General features: G+C 68.4%; 15 protein-coding genes. 9 read left to right on the plus strand and 6 right to left on the minus strand.

Annotated elements, in window-relative coordinates:
- Nucleotides 1-111 precede the first annotated feature (111 nt).
- A complete protein-coding gene (locus tag AB0H88_RS33760; RefSeq protein WP_357652100.1) occupies nt 112-1,296 on the plus strand; it encodes an FIST N-terminal domain-containing protein in 1,185 nt (394 codons plus the stop codon).
- 57 nt (nt 1,297-1,353) lie between these two features.
- Here AB0H88_RS33760 and AB0H88_RS33765 read toward each other — a convergent pair whose 3' ends face one another.
- Both AB0H88_RS33765 and hppD read right to left on the minus strand, forming a co-directional pair.
- On the minus strand, nt 1,354-2,733 hold the full coding sequence (locus AB0H88_RS33765) for a M1 family metallopeptidase (RefSeq protein WP_357651664.1): 1,380 nt from the start codon (nt 2,731-2,733) through the stop codon (nt 1,354-1,356).
- 269 nt (nt 2,734-3,002) lie between these two features.
- Nucleotides 3,003-4,112, minus strand: coding sequence for a 4-hydroxyphenylpyruvate dioxygenase (gene hppD / locus AB0H88_RS33770; RefSeq protein ID WP_357651666.1), 1,110 nt, complete (start codon nt 4,110-4,112; stop codon nt 3,003-3,005).
- Nucleotides 4,113-4,215: 103 nt separating this feature from the next.
- Here hppD and AB0H88_RS33775 point away from each other — a divergent pair, with 103 nt between their 5' ends.
- Together AB0H88_RS33775 and AB0H88_RS33780 are read left to right on the plus strand one after the other, a co-directional pair.
- Entirely contained in the window at nt 4,216-4,695 is a 480-nt protein-coding gene (locus AB0H88_RS33775) for an Lrp/AsnC family transcriptional regulator (RefSeq protein ID WP_357651668.1), read from the plus strand.
- Nucleotides 4,696-4,821: 126 nt separating this feature from the next.
- Nucleotides 4,822-6,954, plus strand: coding sequence for a transglycosylase domain-containing protein (locus AB0H88_RS33780; protein ID WP_357651670.1), 2,133 nt, complete (start codon nt 4,822-4,824; stop codon nt 6,952-6,954).
- On the opposite strand, the gene AB0H88_RS33785 is transcribed toward AB0H88_RS33780, so the two are convergent.
- Nucleotides 6,928-8,898, minus strand: a complete 1,971-nt coding sequence (locus tag AB0H88_RS33785) for a thioredoxin domain-containing protein (RefSeq protein WP_357651672.1) — start codon at nt 8,896-8,898, stop codon at nt 6,928-6,930. The two genes, AB0H88_RS33780 and AB0H88_RS33785, sit on opposite strands and share 27 nt — an antisense overlap.
- A gap of 472 nt (nt 8,899-9,370) precedes the next feature.
- Between AB0H88_RS33785 and AB0H88_RS33790 the strand changes: the two genes are divergently transcribed.
- On the plus strand, nt 9,371-10,522 hold the full coding sequence (locus tag AB0H88_RS33790; RefSeq protein ID WP_357651674.1) for a hypothetical protein: 1,152 nt from the start codon (nt 9,371-9,373) through the stop codon (nt 10,520-10,522).
- 35 nt (nt 10,523-10,557) lie between these two features.
- Here the strand turns inward: AB0H88_RS33790 and AB0H88_RS33795 are convergent, their stop codons facing one another.
- The 3 genes from AB0H88_RS33795 to mca all read right to left on the minus strand — a co-directional run bounded on the left by AB0H88_RS33795 (nt 10,558) and on the right by mca (nt 11,977).
- Nucleotides 10,558-10,851, minus strand: coding sequence for a GNAT family N-acetyltransferase (locus AB0H88_RS33795; protein WP_357651676.1), 294 nt, complete (start codon nt 10,849-10,851; stop codon nt 10,558-10,560).
- Nucleotides 10,852-11,016, minus strand: coding sequence for a hypothetical protein (locus tag AB0H88_RS33800; protein ID WP_357651679.1), 165 nt, complete (start codon nt 11,014-11,016; stop codon nt 10,852-10,854). It abuts the gene before it with no gap.
- A 76-nt stretch (nt 11,017-11,092) separates the two neighbouring features.
- A complete protein-coding gene (gene mca / locus AB0H88_RS33805; RefSeq protein ID WP_357651681.1) occupies nt 11,093-11,977 on the minus strand; it encodes a mycothiol conjugate amidase Mca in 885 nt (294 codons plus the stop codon).
- Nucleotides 11,978-12,111: 134 nt separating this feature from the next.
- Here mca and AB0H88_RS33810 point away from each other — a divergent pair, with 134 nt between their 5' ends.
- The 5 genes from AB0H88_RS33810 (at nt 12,112) to AB0H88_RS33830 (ending at nt 17,054) form a co-directional block, all read left to right on the plus strand.
- On the plus strand, nt 12,112-12,534 hold the full coding sequence (locus AB0H88_RS33810) for a DUF4307 domain-containing protein (protein ID WP_357651683.1): 423 nt from the start codon (nt 12,112-12,114) through the stop codon (nt 12,532-12,534).
- A gap of 105 nt (nt 12,535-12,639) precedes the next feature.
- Entirely contained in the window at nt 12,640-13,140 is a 501-nt protein-coding gene (greA, locus tag AB0H88_RS33815; RefSeq protein WP_225296428.1) for a transcription elongation factor GreA, read from the plus strand.
- A 137-nt stretch (nt 13,141-13,277) separates the two neighbouring features.
- Nucleotides 13,278-14,420, plus strand: coding sequence for a C40 family peptidase (locus AB0H88_RS33820; protein ID WP_357651685.1), 1,143 nt, complete (start codon nt 13,278-13,280; stop codon nt 14,418-14,420).
- Between the two features lie 68 nt (nt 14,421-14,488).
- Complete coding sequence (locus AB0H88_RS33825; RefSeq protein ID WP_357651687.1) at nt 14,489-15,010, plus strand: hypothetical protein; 522 nt, start codon at nt 14,489-14,491, stop codon at nt 15,008-15,010.
- A 250-nt stretch (nt 15,011-15,260) separates the two neighbouring features.
- Nucleotides 15,261-17,054 (plus strand): phosphoenolpyruvate carboxykinase (GTP), encoded by a 1,794-nt coding sequence (locus AB0H88_RS33830; protein WP_357651689.1) that lies wholly within the window; start codon nt 15,261-15,263, stop codon nt 17,052-17,054.
- The last annotated feature ends 115 nt before the right edge of the window (nt 17,055-17,169 follow it).

The following is a 17,169-nucleotide window of genomic DNA, read 5'->3' on the forward strand; positions in this document are numbered from 1 at the left end:
TTCGGATCTTGACTATTGCGTGACGGTTCGTGCGCGTGCTTGTTCCTTTAATGGGGAGAATCGGTTCCTAGGGAACTTCAACCCGCTGAGGAGGCGAGATCCGTGGCTGTGCTGACGAGCCGCTTCGCCGACGGCCTCGCCGTGGGTTCCGACCTGGTGGAGGCCGCGGAGCGTGCTGTCGGTCAGGCCCTGTCGAGACTCAGCGGCGAGGCGGACCTGGTGTGCTTCTTCATCTGCGGCGACGATCCTGACGAGGTCGCCAGGGCGGGGGAGTGCGCGATGAGGCTGGCCCCCGAGGCCCATGTGATCGGCTGCAGCGCCACCGGCGTGATCGCTGACGGGCAGGGGGTCGAGCTGACGTCCGCCGTGAGCGCGTGGGCGGCGACGCTGGACGGGGCCGAGCTGACCACGTTCGCGCTGGAGACGCTGACCGCCGAGGACCGGTTCGTGGTGGTGGGGCTGCCGGAGCGGACCGCGGATGATCACGTGGCGATCCTGCTGGCCGATCCGTACACCTTTCCCACGGACGCGTTCGTGGAACGTTCTGTGGACGTCCTGGGTGATCTGCCGCTGATCGGCGGGCTGGCCAACGGGATGGGGGGCCGGGGGTCGGTCCGGCTCTTCGCCGACGGCGAGGTCTACACCGAGGGCGCCATCGGCGTGCTGCTCAGCGGCTCCGTACGGGTCAGCACAGTGGTCAGCCAGGGCTGCCGGCCGATCGGCCCGACCATGGTCGTGACCCGCTCCGAGGAGAACCTGCTGCTGGAGCTGGCCGGCCAACCGGCCCTGGCCCGGCTGGAGGACATCGTCAGCGAGCTCGACGAGGACGACCGCGAACTGGTCGCCGCCGGCCTGCAGATCGGCGTGGCCATGAACGAGTACGCCGAACGGCACGAACGCGGCGACTTCCTCATCAGAGGCGTGATCGGCATCGACCCGGAACGCGAGGCCGTGGCCATCGGGGACGTCGTGGAGGTCGGCAGGACCGTACGCTTCCACGTGCGCGACGCGGCCACGGCGGACGAGGACCTCTACGACCTGCTCGACGCGCACCGGGAGGAGCTCGGCCGGATCGACGGCGCGCTGCTGTTCTCGTGCAACGGCCGGGGGTCGGCGATGTTCGGCACCGCCGACCACGATCCGGTGGCGCTGCGCGACACGCTCGGGCAGATCGGGATCGCGGGCTTCTTCGCCGCCGGCGAGGTCGGCCCGGTGGGCGGCCAGAACCACGTGCACGGCTTCACAGCGTCGGTCCTGGTCTTCTCGGCACCCACGGGTACGCCCGGCGCCCCGTGAGCCCCGCGATCAGGCGCACGCGTACGCCCGGCACCCCGCGATCACGTGATCAGGTGATCAGGCGGCGGGCTTGGTCGGCTGGAAGAGCCAGGCGTCGAACAGCGGCTTGAGATCCTTGCCCGAGAGCTTCTCCGCCAGCGCGATGAACTCGTCCGTCGTGACGTTGCCGTATTTGTGGTCGGACGTCCACGTCTTCAGCAGCGTGAAGAACGTCTCGTCGCCGATGGCCTTGCGCAGGGCGTGCAGGGTCATCCCGCCCCGGGTGTAGACCGAGTCGTTGAACAGGTCTTTGGGCTGGGCACGGCCAGGGGGATATTTCCACATCGGGTCGCCCGCGGCGCGGTTGTGGAAGGTCTGGAAGAGCCGGTCGGCGGTGTTGGTGCCCTTGTGTTCGGCCCAGAGCCACTCGGCATAAGTGGCGAAGCCCTCGTTGAGCCACAGGTCACGCCAGCGCTTGATGCTCACACTGTCGCCGAACCACTGGTGGGCCAGCTCGTGCGCGATGATGCTCTGGTCGGGCTCGAAGCCGCCATAGAGGGGCTTGGTCTGGTTTTCCAGGGCGTAGCCGGCCGCGAAGTCGTCGATCATGCCGCCCGTGGAGGAGAACGGGTAGGGCCCGAAGATCTTGCTCCAGTAGTCGGTGACCTCGCCCGACACGTTGTAGAGACCGTTGAGTGAGCTGCGGTGCTTGGGGTCGACCGCCGCGAGGTTGGGGATGCCGCCCGGCGTCCGGCCCTTGCGCAGCTCGAACTTGCCGATCGTGGCCGTCGCGAGATAGCTCACCATCGGATGCCGCTCGCGCCACCGGAAGGTGGTCTTGCCGTCGGCGGTCGTGGGCTCGCCGACCTGCTCGCCGTTGGCCAGCGCGGTCACGCCGTCGGGCACGGTGATCGCGAAGTCGTAGGCCGCCTTGTCGGCGGGGTGGTCGTTGACCGGGTACCAGGTCTTGGCGCCGTCGGGCTCGCAGGCCACGAACGCGCCGTCGGGCGTCGGGACGAAGCCGAACGTGCCGAGGTTGGTGGAGTCCTTGATCGGCTTGGGCACCCCGGAGTAGGTCACCTTGACGGTGAAGCCGGCCTTGTCGCCGAGCGGCGTGGTGGGCAGCACACCGAGCTCGGTGCCGTTGCGCGAGAAGATGGCCTTCTCCCCGTCGACCGTGACCTCGCTCACGTCGAGGCCGGACAGGTCGAGGTTGAACCGCGAGAGCGGCTGCGTGGTCGTGGCCTTGATCGTCGCCACGCCGTCGAGGTGCTTGCTGCTCGGCGTGTAACCGAGCTCGAGGCCGTAGTGGGAGACGTCGTAGCCGCCGTTGCCGTCGAGGGGGAAGTCGGGGTCGCCGATGCCGGGCGCGCCCGTGTCTCCGCTCACCGGCCGGGCCGCTGCGGGCGCCATGGCGCCGTTGGACGGCGCGCAGGCGAGGATGCTCAGAAGCGCCACGAGCGAAGCGGCCCTGCGCTGGTCAAACCCCATAGGCTGCGCTCTTCCCTTCGCTAAGTGACAGGAATTCTACGCGGAGTCAGGCATCGACCACGACCGTCTTCGCGGCTTTGTCATGCGGAGCCTGCTCGCGCGGGTCGAACAGAACCCAGCCTAGGTCGAGCGGGCTGCCCACGCACCACAACCAGGCGAGGACCACCTCGACGACCTGCCGGAGCGCGCCCGGCCGGGTGATCGCCCCGGCGCCGTCAGGGCGACCGTGGCGCGATCTAAAGGTTGCCCCTTCGCTCCTGCTCCCGCTCGATGGCCTCGAACAGCGCCTTGAAGTTGCCCTTGCCGAACCCGAGCGAGCCGTGCCGCTCGATGAGCTCGAAGAAGACCGTGGGCCGGTCCTGCACCGGCTTGGTGAAGATCTGCAGCAGGTAGCCGTCCTCGTCGCGGTCGACCAGGATCTTGCGCTTCTTCAGCTCCTCGATCGGCGCCCTGACCCGCCCGATGCGCGAGCGCAACTCGGGGTCGTCGTAGTAGGAGTCGGGGGTGTCGAGGAAGCTCACCCCGGCCGCGCGCATGTGGTCGACCGTGGTCAGGATGTCGTTGGTGGCCAGCGCGACGTGCTGCACGCCCGGTCCACGGTAGAACTCCAGATACTCGTCGATCTGCGACTTCTTGCGGCTCACGGCCGGCTCGTTCAGCGGGAACTTGACCTTGCGGCTCCCGTCGGCCACGACCTTGGACATCAGCGCCGAGTACTCGGTGGCGATGTCGTCGCCGACGAACTCCGCCATGTTGGTGAAGCCCATCACGTGCTTGTAGAACTCCACCCACTCGTCCATCCGGCCCAGCTCGACGTTGCCCACACAGTGGTCGACGGCCTGGAACAGCCGTCCGGACCTGGTCGCGGGCGGGGCGACGAGCGGCTCGGCGGCCACGTAACCGGGCAGGTAGGCGCCGCTGTAGTTGGACCTGTCGACGAGCGTGTGCCGCGTCTCGCCGTAGGTGGCGATCGCCGCGAGCACCACCTTGCCCCGCTCGTCCTCCAGCGTGTACGGCTCCGCCAGCCCGCGGGCCCCCTGCTCCATGGCGTGCCGATAGGCGGCCTCCACGTCCGGCACCTCGATGGCCAGGTCGATCACCCCGTCACCGTGCTCGGCGACGTGCCTGGCCAGCTCGGTCCCCGGCCGGATCGAGGCCCTGAACTCGAACCTGGCGCTCCCCGAGGTCAGGACGTAGGCCGCCTCGTCGCGGCTGCCGTTCTCCGGCCCGCGATAGGCCACGAGTCGCATGCCGAACGCGGTCGAGTAATAGTGCGCCGCCTGCCTGGCGTTGCCCACGGCGAACACCACGGCGTGCATCCCGTTAACCGGAAAGACATCAGTCATAGCATTAATACTCGGATTCGCTGGACGGGTTGAGCAACAGCTGCTTTTTTGGCTGGACAATATGTACTACCCGTCGGCGAGAAGAGCAGGAGATCTGTACACCATGACGATCGACCAACTGGACGCCCGGCTGATCGCCCTCCTGGCCGCCGAGCCGCGCTTGGGGGTGCTGGAGTGCTCACGCAGGCTGGGCGTGGCCCGCGGCACCGTGCAGGCCCGGCTCGACCGGCTGATCGCCAGGGGGGTGATCACCGGGTTCGGGCCCGACGTCTCGCCGGTGGCGCTCGGCTACGACGTCACCGCGTTCGTGACGATGGAGATCAGGCAGGTCGCCGGGCACGACCCTGTGGCGCACCGGCTGGCCCACATCCCCGAGGTGCTGGAGGTCCACACGATCACGGGCGGCAGCGACCTGCTATGCCGGGTGGTGGCGCGGACGAACGCCGATCTGCAGCGGGTGATCGACCAGATCGTCGAGGTTCAGGGAGTCCTCAGGACTTCCTCGATCATCGCGCTCGACACACCTGTTCCCTACCGCGTTTTGCCATTGGTAGCGAATGTTCCCCAACGCGAAACGCGCTAGCCGTACTATCGCGGGAGGGTACGAGGCACCGTTATCGATCGCTTACCCTTGACATTCGCCCAGCTGACGGGGGTTTGGCGAGGCGCGATCGGGGGGTTGCGAGTGCGGATCGGTGGTGAAAAGGGCGTGCGAAAGCGGCGAATCCTGACACGACTATTGATCGTGTTCGGCGCCGGAATCCTGTTGGCCATAGGGCTTTTCGCCGTCGCGTGGGCGATGACTCCGATCCCCGACAGCACCCAGAAGGACGCCACGGCCCAGGGGTCGGTGATCTACTACCGCGACGGCAAGAGCGTGCTCGCCAAGAAGGGCATCGACCGCAGGAACGTTCCGCTGGACAAGGTGCCTCAGCACGTACGTGACGCGGTGATAGCAGCCGAGAACCGCTCCTTCTACCAAGACGGCGGCGTCTCGGTCAAAGGCACCGCGCGAGCCGTGTGGTCCACTATCTCCGGGCAGCAACTCCAGGGCGGCTCGACGATCACCCAGCAGCTGGTCCGCAACTACTACAGCGGCCTCAGCCAGGAACGGTCCATCACCCGCAAGTTCAAGGAGATCATGATCTCCATCAAGGTCGACCAGTCCAAGTCCAAGGATTGGGTCCTTGAGCAGTACCTCAACACGATCTACTTCGGCCGCGGCGCCAACGGCGCCCAGGCGGCCGCGCAGGCGTACTTCGGCAAGGACGTCGGCAAGCTGAGCGTGGCCGAGGGCGCCTACCTGGCCGCGGTGATCCAGCAGCCCAGCCGCTTCGCCGACCCCAAGGGCGCCGACCTCGACGCCGCCGAGGCCCGCTGGCAGGCCGTGATCGACGCCATGCGGCAGACGGGCACGCTCACCCCCGAGCAGGCCGCCGCCCAGACGTTCCCGGCGCTCAAGGCGCCGAAGAAGCCGTTCGAGCTCAAGGGCCAGGCCCAGTACATGCTCGACCAGGTCACCGCCGAGCTCAACCGGCGCGGCTACACCGACGAGGACATCAACGGCGGCGGGCTGAGGGTCGTCACGACGTTCGACAAGAAGCTCATGCAGGCGGCCGAGAACGCGGTCAAGACCGTGCTGCCCGACTCGACGCCCAAGAAGGTGCGCACCGGGCTGGCGGCCGTCGATCCGGCCACCGGCGAGGTCGTCGCCTTCTACGGCGGCCGCCCCGACCGCTCCGAGTACGACAACGCCTTCTCGGCCAAGGTGATGGCCGGCTCCACGTTCAAGCCCTACACCCTGGCCGCCGCGCTCAACAACGGCTTCGACCTGTCCACCAGGGTCAACGGCAACTCGCCGATGCGCGTGGCCTCGGCCACCAAGCCCATCCCCAACGACAGCGACCGCTCCTACGGCGAGATCAACCTGATCAGCGCCACCCAGAACTCCGTCAACACCGCGTTCGTCGACCTCGGCCAGAAGGTCGGCCTCGACAAGGTGGCCGCCACCGCGGTGGCGGCGGGCATCCCGGAGGCGCAGCTCAAGCAGCACGAGTCGGCCGCCACGTTCCCGCTCGGCGTCGCCTCGCTGAGCGCCGTGCAGAACGCCTCCGGCTTCTCCTCCTTCGCCAACGGCGGCGTCCACATGGAGGCGCACGTCGTGAAGTCGGTGACCGCCCCCGACAGCAGGAAGAACGTGATCAAGGGCGCGTCGACCCAGGTGGTCAGCGAGCAGGCCGCCGCCGACACCGCGTACGCGATGCAGCAGGTCGTCAAGTACGGCACCGGCACCGCGGCCAGGCTGTACGACCGCCCGGTCGCCGGCAAGACGGGCACCACGGACAACTCCCAGGCGGTCTGGTTCAACGGCTTCACGCCGCAGCTCGCCGTCGCCGTCAACATGTTCCGCGACGACAACAAGCCGGTGGAGATCCCCGGCTACGGTGTGCAGTTCGGTGGCCAGCTGCCCGCCCAGGTCTGGCGGGCGTTCATGACCGAGGCCATGGCGGGCAAGCCGGTCATGGAGTTCCCCGAGCCGTCCGACTACGGTTACGGCTCCGACTGGGTCCGCCCCGACGAGCGCCAGGACATGCCGCAGGAACCGCAGCACACCCAGGCACCCGACCCGTGGTCCTCGCCCACCCCCGAGATCACCGAGCAGCCGAGCACGGAGCAGCCCACCACGCAGGGCCCGGATACGCAGCAGGATCCGCCACGGCAGAACGACACCGGCGGCCCGCCCACCGGCCAACCGGACGTCCCCACGACCGGGCCGGACGGGAACGACACCGGCCGATGGAGCGACAACGGCCGGTCACCGGTCGGCCAGCTCGGCCCGTAGCTCCTCGGGGGTGGTGACGGGCATCCGGCAGGTGAAGCCCCGGCACACGTACGCGGCGGGTGCGCCGCCGACCGGCCCGCGGCCCTCCAGCAGCTCGGGCCCGCCGGGCGGCACGCCTTCGCCGTCGCCCAGCGCGACGACCAGACCGGGAACGTCGGCCAGCAGCGCCTCGCGGTGCAGCGCCCGCGTACGCGGGTCGTCCATCGGCCCGACGACCGCCACCTCGACGGGACCACTGAGCGCCGCCCGCGCCACAGCCAACCCCCAGCCGGCGAACCGCGCGTGCCCGGTGGCCAGCACGGACACCGTGCCCAGCGCCGCGTAGGCGGCCTCACGGTGCCGCGCGGACCCCGTCAGCGCCGAGTAGGACAGCAAGGCCCCGGCGGCGGCGTACTGTCCTGACGGGGTCGCGTTGTCGGTGGGATCCTGCGGCCGCTGGAACAGCCGTTCGGCGTCGTCGGCCGTGTCGTAGAAGCCGCCCTCGCCGTCCCCGAACCGGTCGAGCACGGTGTCGAGCAGCGAGCCCGCCAGCCGGTGCCAGCGCGTCTCCCCGGTCACGCCGTAGAGGGCGATCAGTCCCTCGGCCAGGTTCGCGTAGTCCTCCAGGACTCCGGCGTTGCGGCCCGCCCGTCCGTCGCGCGAGGTCCGCAGCAGCCTGCCGCCGTCCATGTGCACGTCTTCGAGCAGCTCCGCCGCCTGCCGGGCGGCCGCCACCAGGTCCGGCCGGTCGAACACCGTGCCGGTCTCGGCCAGCGCGGCGATGGCCAGGCCGTTCCACGAGGCCACGACCTTGTCGTCACGGCCCGGCCGGACCCGCCGCTGCCTGGCGGTGAGCAACCGCGCCCGGACGTCGTCGAAGCGCGCCGCATCATCCGTGCCAGGCTCGGTGAGCAGTTGCAGCACCGACGTGCCGTGCTCGAACGTCCCCCGCACCTCGAAGAGCCGCGTGGCCCAGTCCCCGTCCTCATCGCCGAGCACTTCACGCAGCTGCTCCGGCGTCCAGACGTAGAAGCGGCCCTCCTCGCCCTCACTGTCGGCGTCGAGCGCCGAGGCGAAGCCGCCCTCGGCGGTGCGCAGCTCGCGCAGCAGCCACTCGGCCGTCTCCAGCGCCACCCGCCGGGCGAGGGGCGCCCGGCTCGCCTTCCACCAGTGCGTGTAGACCCGTAGCAGCAGCGCGTTGTCGTACAGCATCTTCTCGAAGTGCGGCACCACCCAGCCCGCGTCGACGCTGTAGCGCGCGAAACCGCCGCCGAGCTGGTCGTACATCCCGCCGCGCGCCATCGACTCCAGCGTGCGGCCGCTCATCTCGGTCTCGCCGGAGCGCAGCAGGAACTCCAGCACCATCGACGGCGGGAACTTGGGCGCCCCGCCGAACCCGCCGCGGACCTTGTCGAAGGACTCCCGCAGATTCCGTACGGCCAGCGCCAGCGTCTCCTCGCCGGGCAGCGGCCCGGTGGGCAGCGTCGTGTGCGCGTTGAGCGCCTCGACCACCTTCGACCCCTGCTCGGTCACGCTCGCCCGATCGCCGGTCCACGCGTCGTGCACCCCGCGCAGCAGCCGCTGGAACTGGGGCCGCGGAAAGTAGGTGCCGCAGTAGAACGGATGGCCCTCGGGCGTGGCGAACACCGTCATCGGCCAGCCGCCCTGATGGATCATGGCCTGGGTGGCGCTCATGTAGACGGCGTCGACGTCGGGCCGCTCCTCACGGTCCACCTTGATGTTGACGAAGTGCTCGTTCATCAGCCGCGCGGTGTCGGCGTCCTCGAAACTCTCGTGCGCCATCACGTGACACCAGTGACACGCCGAGTAACCGACCGACAGCAGAACGGGTACATCGCGCCGTCGCGCTTCCTCGAATGCCTCCGGTGTCCAGGGCCACCAGTCGACCGGATTGTCAGCGTGCTGAAGCAGATACGGCGACGTTGCATCAGCTAGCCGGTTCATACGATTCAGCCTCTCACAATGCCCACCCCGTCGGTGAGGCCGCGCACGGCCTCCGCCTCGCTCAGTCGGCAAGGCAATCGCGCTCTTCCGAGATCGGGTGCCTTGGCATCGCGGACAATAAACTGAGCCCAGCAGCGCTGGAACTGTTGAGGCTCCTCGAAGGAGGCACGCACCATGACCGCCGAGATGGTGGCGCCCGCGTGGATGCACACCCAGATCAGCGCGGAACCGCAACCGGTGTCCCCATCATCTACACCTACGTTCTCGACCCCGCCACCAATGCCTACAGGGACGGCGAAATGTTCACCGGAGTGATCAAGGCTGCCGCCCCCTTCTCCGTCACTGTGGACCTGGAGTCACCTGACGACCAACATTCGCCTGGGCGGCATCATCAGCAGCCCGCACAGGCCGACGGAGATCGGTCACGCACACACGCGTTTGGTGGGGACGGCGGGGGCGTAGGTTACGGAGCGTGGATCTGGACTACGTGTGCACGCATGCCGGCCGCCCCGCCGCCGCCCTCACCCGCAGGGACGTGGCACGCGCCTTGCTCGCCGTGCCCTCCGGGGTGGCGCTGGTGGCGCTGCCCGACCTGCGGCGCGCGCTGATGGCCGTGGGCAACCCGCTCTCCCTGGCGTTCTGGGAGTCGGCCAGGTCGACGCTCGCCTCGATCGAGTCGGGTGTCGCCACGGTCGGCGACGTGCAGCGCTGGGTCGAGTCGACCGGCACCGAGCCCATGCTGATGACGCCCGGCTACTTCGTCTGGCCGGAGGAGGACGAGCGCGGGCCGGTGGCCGAGGAGATGTTCTCGCTGCTGGTGCGGTATCTGGAGGAACGCGTCAGCGCGGGTGAGATCGACCCCGACGCGCTGGTCGCCGGTGACCCGGGGGCCCGCAGGACGTACGAGGAGCTTCAGGAGCGCTGGCTGAGTGAGCCGCAGCCCGACGGCCGGGTGCCCGGGTTCGCGGTCAGCGACGAGCAGGACGAGGAGTTGTTCGCCGCCTGGGACGAGGAGGAGGCGTTCGCCCTGACCGAGTTGCGGCGGATCGTCGGCGAGCTGCCCAAGCCGCCCGAGCTGCCCGCCGACGAGCTGCGGCGGGCCGGGGCGCTGCTGCGTGAGCTGCTCGGTCTGCCCGGCTATCCGGCGAACGTACTGCGGGCCTGCGCCGGGCTCGACGACCGGCCGATGCCCGAGGACGACGGCGAGCTCTGGCTGTCGGTGGCGGCCGGCATCGCCGGGCCCATCTCCGACCTGTCGGAGGCCGGCGACAGCCTGGAGGAGTTCGCGGATCTCGACGGCGACCTCAGCCACGAGGACACCGTGCTGGCCAACCTGTGCGCCATCCAGCACGCCGACTGGCTGGCCGCGGTGGCGGCCCTGACCAGGCTGGGTCCCGGCGTGCTCGCCTCGCCCGAGCGGCTGGCCCGGCTCATCGCCGAGTCGGAGGACATCGACATCGACGACCAGGACGCCGACGACCTCGACGCGACCGAGCGCCTGTTCGTGCCGGTGGTGACCTTGTGGGGCTATCTGAGCATCGTCGACACCGAGGACGTGCTCACCCCGCTGGGCTGGTGGGGCCTGCCCAAGGCGCTCGAACGCGCGTGGTCACCCGGCGACTGACGCCGCGTGGTCACCCGGCGACCTGACGCGCCTGGTCACCCGGCGGTTGAGCCGTCGACCAGATCCTTGTATTCGGGGTGGCGCTCGATGTACTTGCCGACGTACGGGCAGAGGGGCACGACCCGCAGGCCGGTGTCTCTGCTCGCGTCGAGCGCGTGCCCGACCAGCTTGCCCGCCAGGCCCTGCCCCTCATGTTCGGGCAGCACCTCGGTGTGCGTGAAGACGATCTTCGTGGGCAGCAGACGGTAGTCCGCGAACCCGGCGACCGTGCCGTCCACGAGAATCTCGAACCGGCTCTGCTCGGCGTTGTCGACTATTTCGACCGGCATCTATTCGGCCTTCTTGTCGTCGATGTCGGCCGCCCGGGGCACCTGGATCTTCGACATCTGCTTGTTCATCGATTTGATCAGGATGTACAGGGCGACCCCGATGAGGGCGACGACGACGAAGCCGAGCAGGCCCGGACTCACATCACCCGCTGCGAGAACTATCACTCCTCCAGTCTGCCACCGAGGGGTCATGCTCCGGTCAGTGGCAGGCGGCGGAGACCCTCATCGGCGTGGATTCGGGTCAGTGGCAGGCGGCGGAGACCTCGTCGGCATGGATTCCGGCGAACAGATCGTCTTCCGGCAGCTCGGTGTCGACCAGGGAGCGCGCCAGGTGGTAGTCCTCGGTCGGCCAGATCTCCTGCTGGAGCTCGCGCGGGCAGACGAACCAGAAGCCGTCGGGGTCCACCTGGGTGGCGTGCGCGAGCAGTGCCTCGTCACGCAGCTCGAAGTAGTCGGCGCAGGGCACCCGGGTCGTCACGGGCCACTTGGCGGGCCGGTCCTCCCAGCGGGAGATCCAGTCCGAGTAAGGGGAACCCATGCCCCGCGAGGTCATCGCCTCGTGCAGCGCCTCGAACCGCTCCTTGGTGAAGCCCATCTGGTAGTAGAGCTTCAGCGGCTGCCACGGGTCGCCGGTGCCCGGGTAGCGGTCGGGGTCGCCGGCCGCCTCGAACGCCTCCACCGAGACCCGGTTCGTCATGATGTGGTCGGGGTGGGGGTAGCCGCCGTCGTCGTCGTACGTGACGATGACGTGTGGCCTGAACGCGCGTACGGCGGCGACAAGGGGCGCGGAGGCGTCTTCGAGCTTCTGTACCGCGAAGCAGCCCTCGGGCAGCTCCTCCTCCTCGCTCTCCGGCAGGCCGGAGTCGACGAAGCCCATGAACTCCTGCTGAACTCCAAGAATCTCCCGCGCGCGGGCCATTTCCGCTTTGCGGACCTCACCGATGTTGTCGACGATCTCCGGCCGGTCCATCTTGGGGTTGAGCACCGAGCCTCGCTCACCGCCTGTGAGCGTACAGACCAGCACGTCGACGCCTTCACGGACGTAGCGCGCCATCGTGGCGGCGCCCTTGCTCGACTCGTCGTCGGGATGGGCGTGGACGGCCATCAGCCTCAACGGTGCACTCACGGGCTCGATGTCTCCTCAGTTGGACCGATCACTTGCCCAGAGAGGTTAGGTTCAGCTGGGCGGTCGCGAGGGCGTGACCCCCGCAGGGAACAATTGTCTCGGATAACGCTGAGGGAGTGCAGGGAGATTCCGCCATGGCCACCGAAGATGTCGAGAGCCGTCCAGTTCTCGGCACACCCGACGACTTCCCCGACCGTCCTGAGCGCCGGGGCCGCGTCGTCGTGCACGTCGTGATCGGCGTGCTGGTGGCCATCATCGCAGGTGGCTGGGGCTACGTGATGTGGTCGATGACCGGCGGCAACACCGGGGCCATCCCCCAGGTGGTGTCGTTCCAGGCCAATCGCCCCAACGAGGCCGAGATCACCTTCGAGGTGAGCAAGCCAGCTGACCGGGTCGCCGTATGCCGTATCAGGGCCACAGATGTCAACCACGCAGAAGTGGGCAGCAGGGAAGTAAGAATCCCGGCTGGTGGGGGTAGTAAGCAGCTCAAAGAGCGCCTGGACACGAGTGCCCAGGCCACGTCCGTCCACATCCAGTACTGCAATCTCGTAGAATGAGACGTTTGAGGAAGCGTACGAGCTGTTGACTTGTTAGCCTTTCGCAATTCGACCGCATGCAACCTCTAGTGATCTCAGGGCCCCCTAGGCAAGCAAGGAGAACCCGTGGCCGACTCTCGCGATGAGAACGTCACATGGCTGACGCAGGAGGCGTACGACCGTCTCAAGGCGGAGTACGAATACCTCTCGGGCCCAGGGCGCGTCGACATCGCCAAGAAGATCGAGGCCGCCCGTGAGGAAGGTGACCTGAAGGAGAACGGCGGCTATCACGCGGCCAAGGATGAGCAGGGCAAGATGGAGGCCCGCATCTTCCACCTCCGGCAGATCATCGACAACGCCCAGGTGGGAGAGGCACCGAAGACCGAAGGGGTCGTCGGCCCCGGCATGACCGTGACGATCCGGTTCGTCCGTGACGACGATGAGGTGACCTTCCTGTTGGCGTCCCGTGAGGAGAGCGGAGCCCCGATCGACGTGTATTCGCCGAAATCGCCCCTTGGCGCGGCGATCAATGGTAAAAAGATCGGCGAAAAGGCGACCTACTCCATGCCCAACGGTCGCCAGAACACCGTCGAGATCCTCGAGGCCGTTCCGTACATCGGCAACTGACTTCCGAAGACACGACCCGCCGGGCCCACGACGGTCCGGCGGATTTTTCGCGTTCCTCCGGTATCCGGCAGGATCTCAGCTTCCTGGTCCGCTCCAGGAAGCGGCGTGACCACCACAAACTGGTCCCGTTCATCGTGGTGTCGCTCGTCGCGGTGCTGACCGCCGACCTGCTGCTGCTCGCGCAGGTGAGCCAGCGGCAGGCGGGCGGCCAGCTGCCCGCGGCCGCCGTGCGGCAGCAGCACCGCCCCATGCCCCAGCAGAGCCTGGCGGCCGAGAGCGGCACGACCACGCAGCCGGCGAAGCAGCCGGTGAAGCCGCTGGGCCAATTACACAAGCCCAATCTCTTCGTGGTCACCCGCAAGCCGCTGACCAACGAGCTGCTGCGCAAGGTGGCGCGGTTGCAAGGGGTGACGGCGCTCGAACTGGCCGACGCGGCCTCGATCATGCTCGACGACAAGCGGGTGCAGACGCTCGCGGTCGACCCCTCGACCTTCCGCGCCTACACGCCCAAGGTCACGGCGGCCTCCGACGCGCTGTGGAACAACGTGGCGGCCGGCGACGTGGCGGTCTCGTTCGTGCTCGGCAGCGACGGGGGCCTCAGTCTGCACAGCCGGGTGCGCGGGCCCTCAGGGCCGCTGCGCATCGGGGCCTACGCCACGACCGGCTTCGGAGCGGTCGACGCCGTCGTCTCCCGTGAGGTCGGACGTACGCTCGGCCTGCCGCGCGACAACGCGCTGATCGTGAGCGCGCCCAAGGCCAACTCCGACAAGCTGCGCAAGGCCCTGCTCAAGGTGCTGCCCAAGGGCACCCAGACGGCCATGGTCAACCCGGTGCTGCCTCCCGCGCAGGCCAAGGCCCGCACTTGGGCGGCCGGCTCGTTCGTGAATGGCGAGCAGATCACCGTCGCGCTCAGGGCCGCCGCCTCCAAGCTGGGCAGGCCGTACGTGTGGGGCGCGGAAGGCCCCGACACCTTCGACTGCTCGGGCCTGGTTCAGTGGGCCTTCGCGCAGGCGGGGGTACGCATGCCGCGGGTGACGCACCAGCAGTGGCTGGCCGGGCCGCAGGTGCCGCTCGCCCAGATCCAGCCGGGTGACCTGATTTTCTGGCGCCTTGACCCGACCAATCCCGGCTATATCTCGCATGTGGCGATCTACTGGGGCGACGGCAAGATGGTGGTGGCCCCGCGCACCGGCGACGTGGTCAAGATCGCCCCGATGAGCACTCGGAACCTGGCCGGAATCGTCAGGGTCAGCCCGGCGGCGGCGGCTCGCGTTCGCTGACGGCTTCACCCTAAAGAGGAAGTCCTTCGGCGCGTGCTTTTTCTCCGCACCCGTGTAATTCTAATTACATGGTAAGTGATGAAGCAGCGGCCCAGATCAAGGGCTGGTTCACCGGGCGGTTGCCCGAGGGATGGTTCACCGAGGCGCCGGAGATCGTCCTGGACCGCGAGGAGATCGCGGTTCTCGGCACACTGCCGGAGCCCGGTTCCGAGGGATCGGACGTCGAGAAGGCGGCCCTGATCGAGGGGCTCATCGGACGGTTCAGGGAAGAGACGCGCGAGCGCCGCATCGAGATCGCCAAGGAGGCCGAGAGGCGGTTCCGGCAGAAGGTGTCCTGGGGTGTCGCCTGCGGCGATACCGCTGTGATGTTCACCACTCTTTCGGTGCCCGTCATGACACGCCTGCGACAGCAGGAACGCCAGGTGCTCGACACGCTCGTCGCCGCGGGCGTGGCCCGCAGTCGCAGCGACGCGCTGGCCTGGTGCGTACGACTCGTCGGAAAGAACACCGACACCTGGCTCTCCGAACTGCGAGACGCGTTGCAACACGTCGACCGAGTTCGCTCCGCCGGGCCGGACGTCAATTCCTGAGAGTACGCAGGAGAAACTCTCCGGCGAATGGACTAAACCTCTTGCGAAATTGGTTTAGACCAACTTCATTGGCCGGACAGTGGGCGGGTCGATTTCTTTTGAACCCGCTTCTTCGGGGTAGGCTCCCCCAATCATCGAGGCCGCAGCCTGCGGCGACGGCCGGATCCGGGCATAGGTCTATGCCAATTGGCTTTTCGGCGCCGTCGTCGTGAATGATGTTTGGGCCCGAGAGAGTGGAGGAGCCGCCGCCGTGTCCGTTTCCGTGGAAGTACCCGCCCCGACGAGCAATGCCGAATTGGTCGCCTGGGTGAACCAGATCGCCGCATTGACCCAGCCCGACCGGATCGAGTGGTGCGATGGCTCGGAGGAGGAGTGGACGCGCCTGACCAACCTGCTCGTCGAGCAGGGCACGTTCACGCGCCTGGCCAAGCGGCCCAACAGTTTCCACGCCAAGTCCGACCCGACCGACGTGGCCCGGGTCGAGGACCGCACGTTCATCTGCTCCGAGCGCGAGGAGGACGCCGGGCCGACGAACAACTGGGTCGCGCCCGCCGAGATGCGCCAGACGTTCGACAAGCTGTTCGCCGGCAGCATGCGTGGCCGGACCATGTACGTCGTGCCGTTCTGCATGGGCCCGCTGGGCGGGGAGATCTCCCAGCTCGGCGTCGAGATCACCGACTCGCCGTACGTGGCCGTCTCCATGCGGGTCATGACCCGTATGGGGGAGGGGGCGCTGCGCCTGATCGAGGAGCGCGGCGAGTTCGTGAAGGCCGTCCACTCCGTCGGCGCGCCGCTGGCGCCCGGCCAGGAGGACGTGCCGTGGCCGTGCAGCTCGACCAAGTACATCAGCCACTTCCCGGAGAGCCGCGAGATCTGGTCCTACGGCTCCGGCTACGGCGGCAACGCGCTGCTCGGCAAGAAGTGCTACGCCCTGCGCATCGCCAGCGTCATGGCCCGTGACGAGGGCTGGCTGGCCGAGCACATGCTCATCCTCAAGCTGACCCCGCCCTCGGGCGAGACCCGCTACATCGCGGCCGCGTTCCCGAGCGCCTGCGGCAAGACCAACCTCGCCATGCTCCAGCCGACGATCCCCGGCTGGAAGGTCGAGACGGTCGGTGACGACATCGCCTGGATGCGGTTCGGCGACGACGGCCGCCTCCACGCCATCAACCCCGAGGCCGGCTTCTTCGGCGTCGCGCCCGGCACCGGCGAGGTCACCAACGCCAACGCGGTCAAGACGCTCTGGGGCAACAGCATCTTCACCAACGTCGCGCTGACCGACGACGGGGACGTGTGGTGGGAGGGGCTCACCGCCGAGCCGCCCGCGCACCTGACCGACTGGAAGGGCCGCTCGTGGACGCCGGAGTCCGATGAGCCCGCCGCCCATCCGAACGCGCGCTTCACCACCCCCGCCGCGCAGTGCCCGACCATCGCCCCCGAATGGCAGGACCCCAAGGGCGTGCCCATCTCGGCGATCCTGTTCGGCGGCCGCCGCGCCACCGCGGTGCCGCTGGTCACCGAGTCGCTGAGCTGGGAGCACGGCGTCTTCCTCGGAGCCAACGTCGCCTCCGAGAAGACCGCCGCCGCCGAGGGCAAGGTCGGTGAGCTGCGCCATGACCCGTTCGCGATGCTGCCGTTCTGCGGCTACAACATGGGCGACTACTTCGCCCACTGGCTGGAGATCGGCCGCCGCAAGAACGCCAGGCTGCCGCGCATCTACTACGTGAACTGGTTCCGGAAGAACGCCGACGGCAAGTTCATCTGGCCCGGCTTCGGCGAGAACAGCCGCGTGCTCAAATGGATCGTGGACCGGCTCAACGGCGAGGCCGAGGCCGTGCCCAGCCCGATCGGCCTGCTGCCGGACGCGCTCGACGTCGAGGGCCTGGACCTGGCGGAAGAGGACCTGCGTACGCTGCTCACGGTCGACCGCGAGGTGTGGCGGGAGGAGGCGGCGCTGATTCCGGCCCACTTCGACAAGTTCGGCTCGCACCTGCCCAAGGAGCTGTGGGAGGAGTACAACGCCCTCCTCGACCGGCTGAGCTGACCCACAGCGGAACCAGTTGGCATCAACAGGTAACCGGCCTGAACCAACCAGCACCGGCCTGAACCAACCAGCACCGACCGGAACCAACCGGCACCGGTCGGCACCAACCAGCACC

The organism is Nonomuraea sp. NPDC050680 (assembly GCF_040654555.1).
In the GTDB taxonomy this organism is placed as follows: domain Bacteria; phylum Actinomycetota; class Actinomycetes; order Streptosporangiales; family Streptosporangiaceae; genus Nonomuraea.

Bases quoted from the DNA above. Each gene is read 5' to 3' on its own strand.
- AB0H88_RS33795 (WP_357651676.1), bottom strand. From the start codon at position 10,851: ATGCCGGTCGAAATAGTCGACAACGCCGAGCAGAGCCGGTTCGAGATT.
- hppD (WP_357651666.1), bottom strand. From the start codon at position 4,112: ATGACTGATGTCTTTCCGGTTAACGGGATGCACGCCGTGGTGTTCGCC.
- AB0H88_RS33810 (WP_357651683.1), top strand. From the start codon at position 12,112: ATGGCCACCGAAGATGTCGAGAGCCGTCCAGTTCTCGGCACACCCGAC.
- AB0H88_RS33825 (WP_357651687.1), top strand. From the start codon at position 14,489: ATGGTAAGTGATGAAGCAGCGGCCCAGATCAAGGGCTGGTTCACCGGG.
- AB0H88_RS33785 (WP_357651672.1), bottom strand. From the start codon at position 8,898: ATGAACCGGCTAGCTGATGCAACGTCGCCGTATCTGCTTCAGCACGCT.
- AB0H88_RS33775 (WP_357651668.1), top strand. From the start codon at position 4,216: ATGACGATCGACCAACTGGACGCCCGGCTGATCGCCCTCCTGGCCGCC.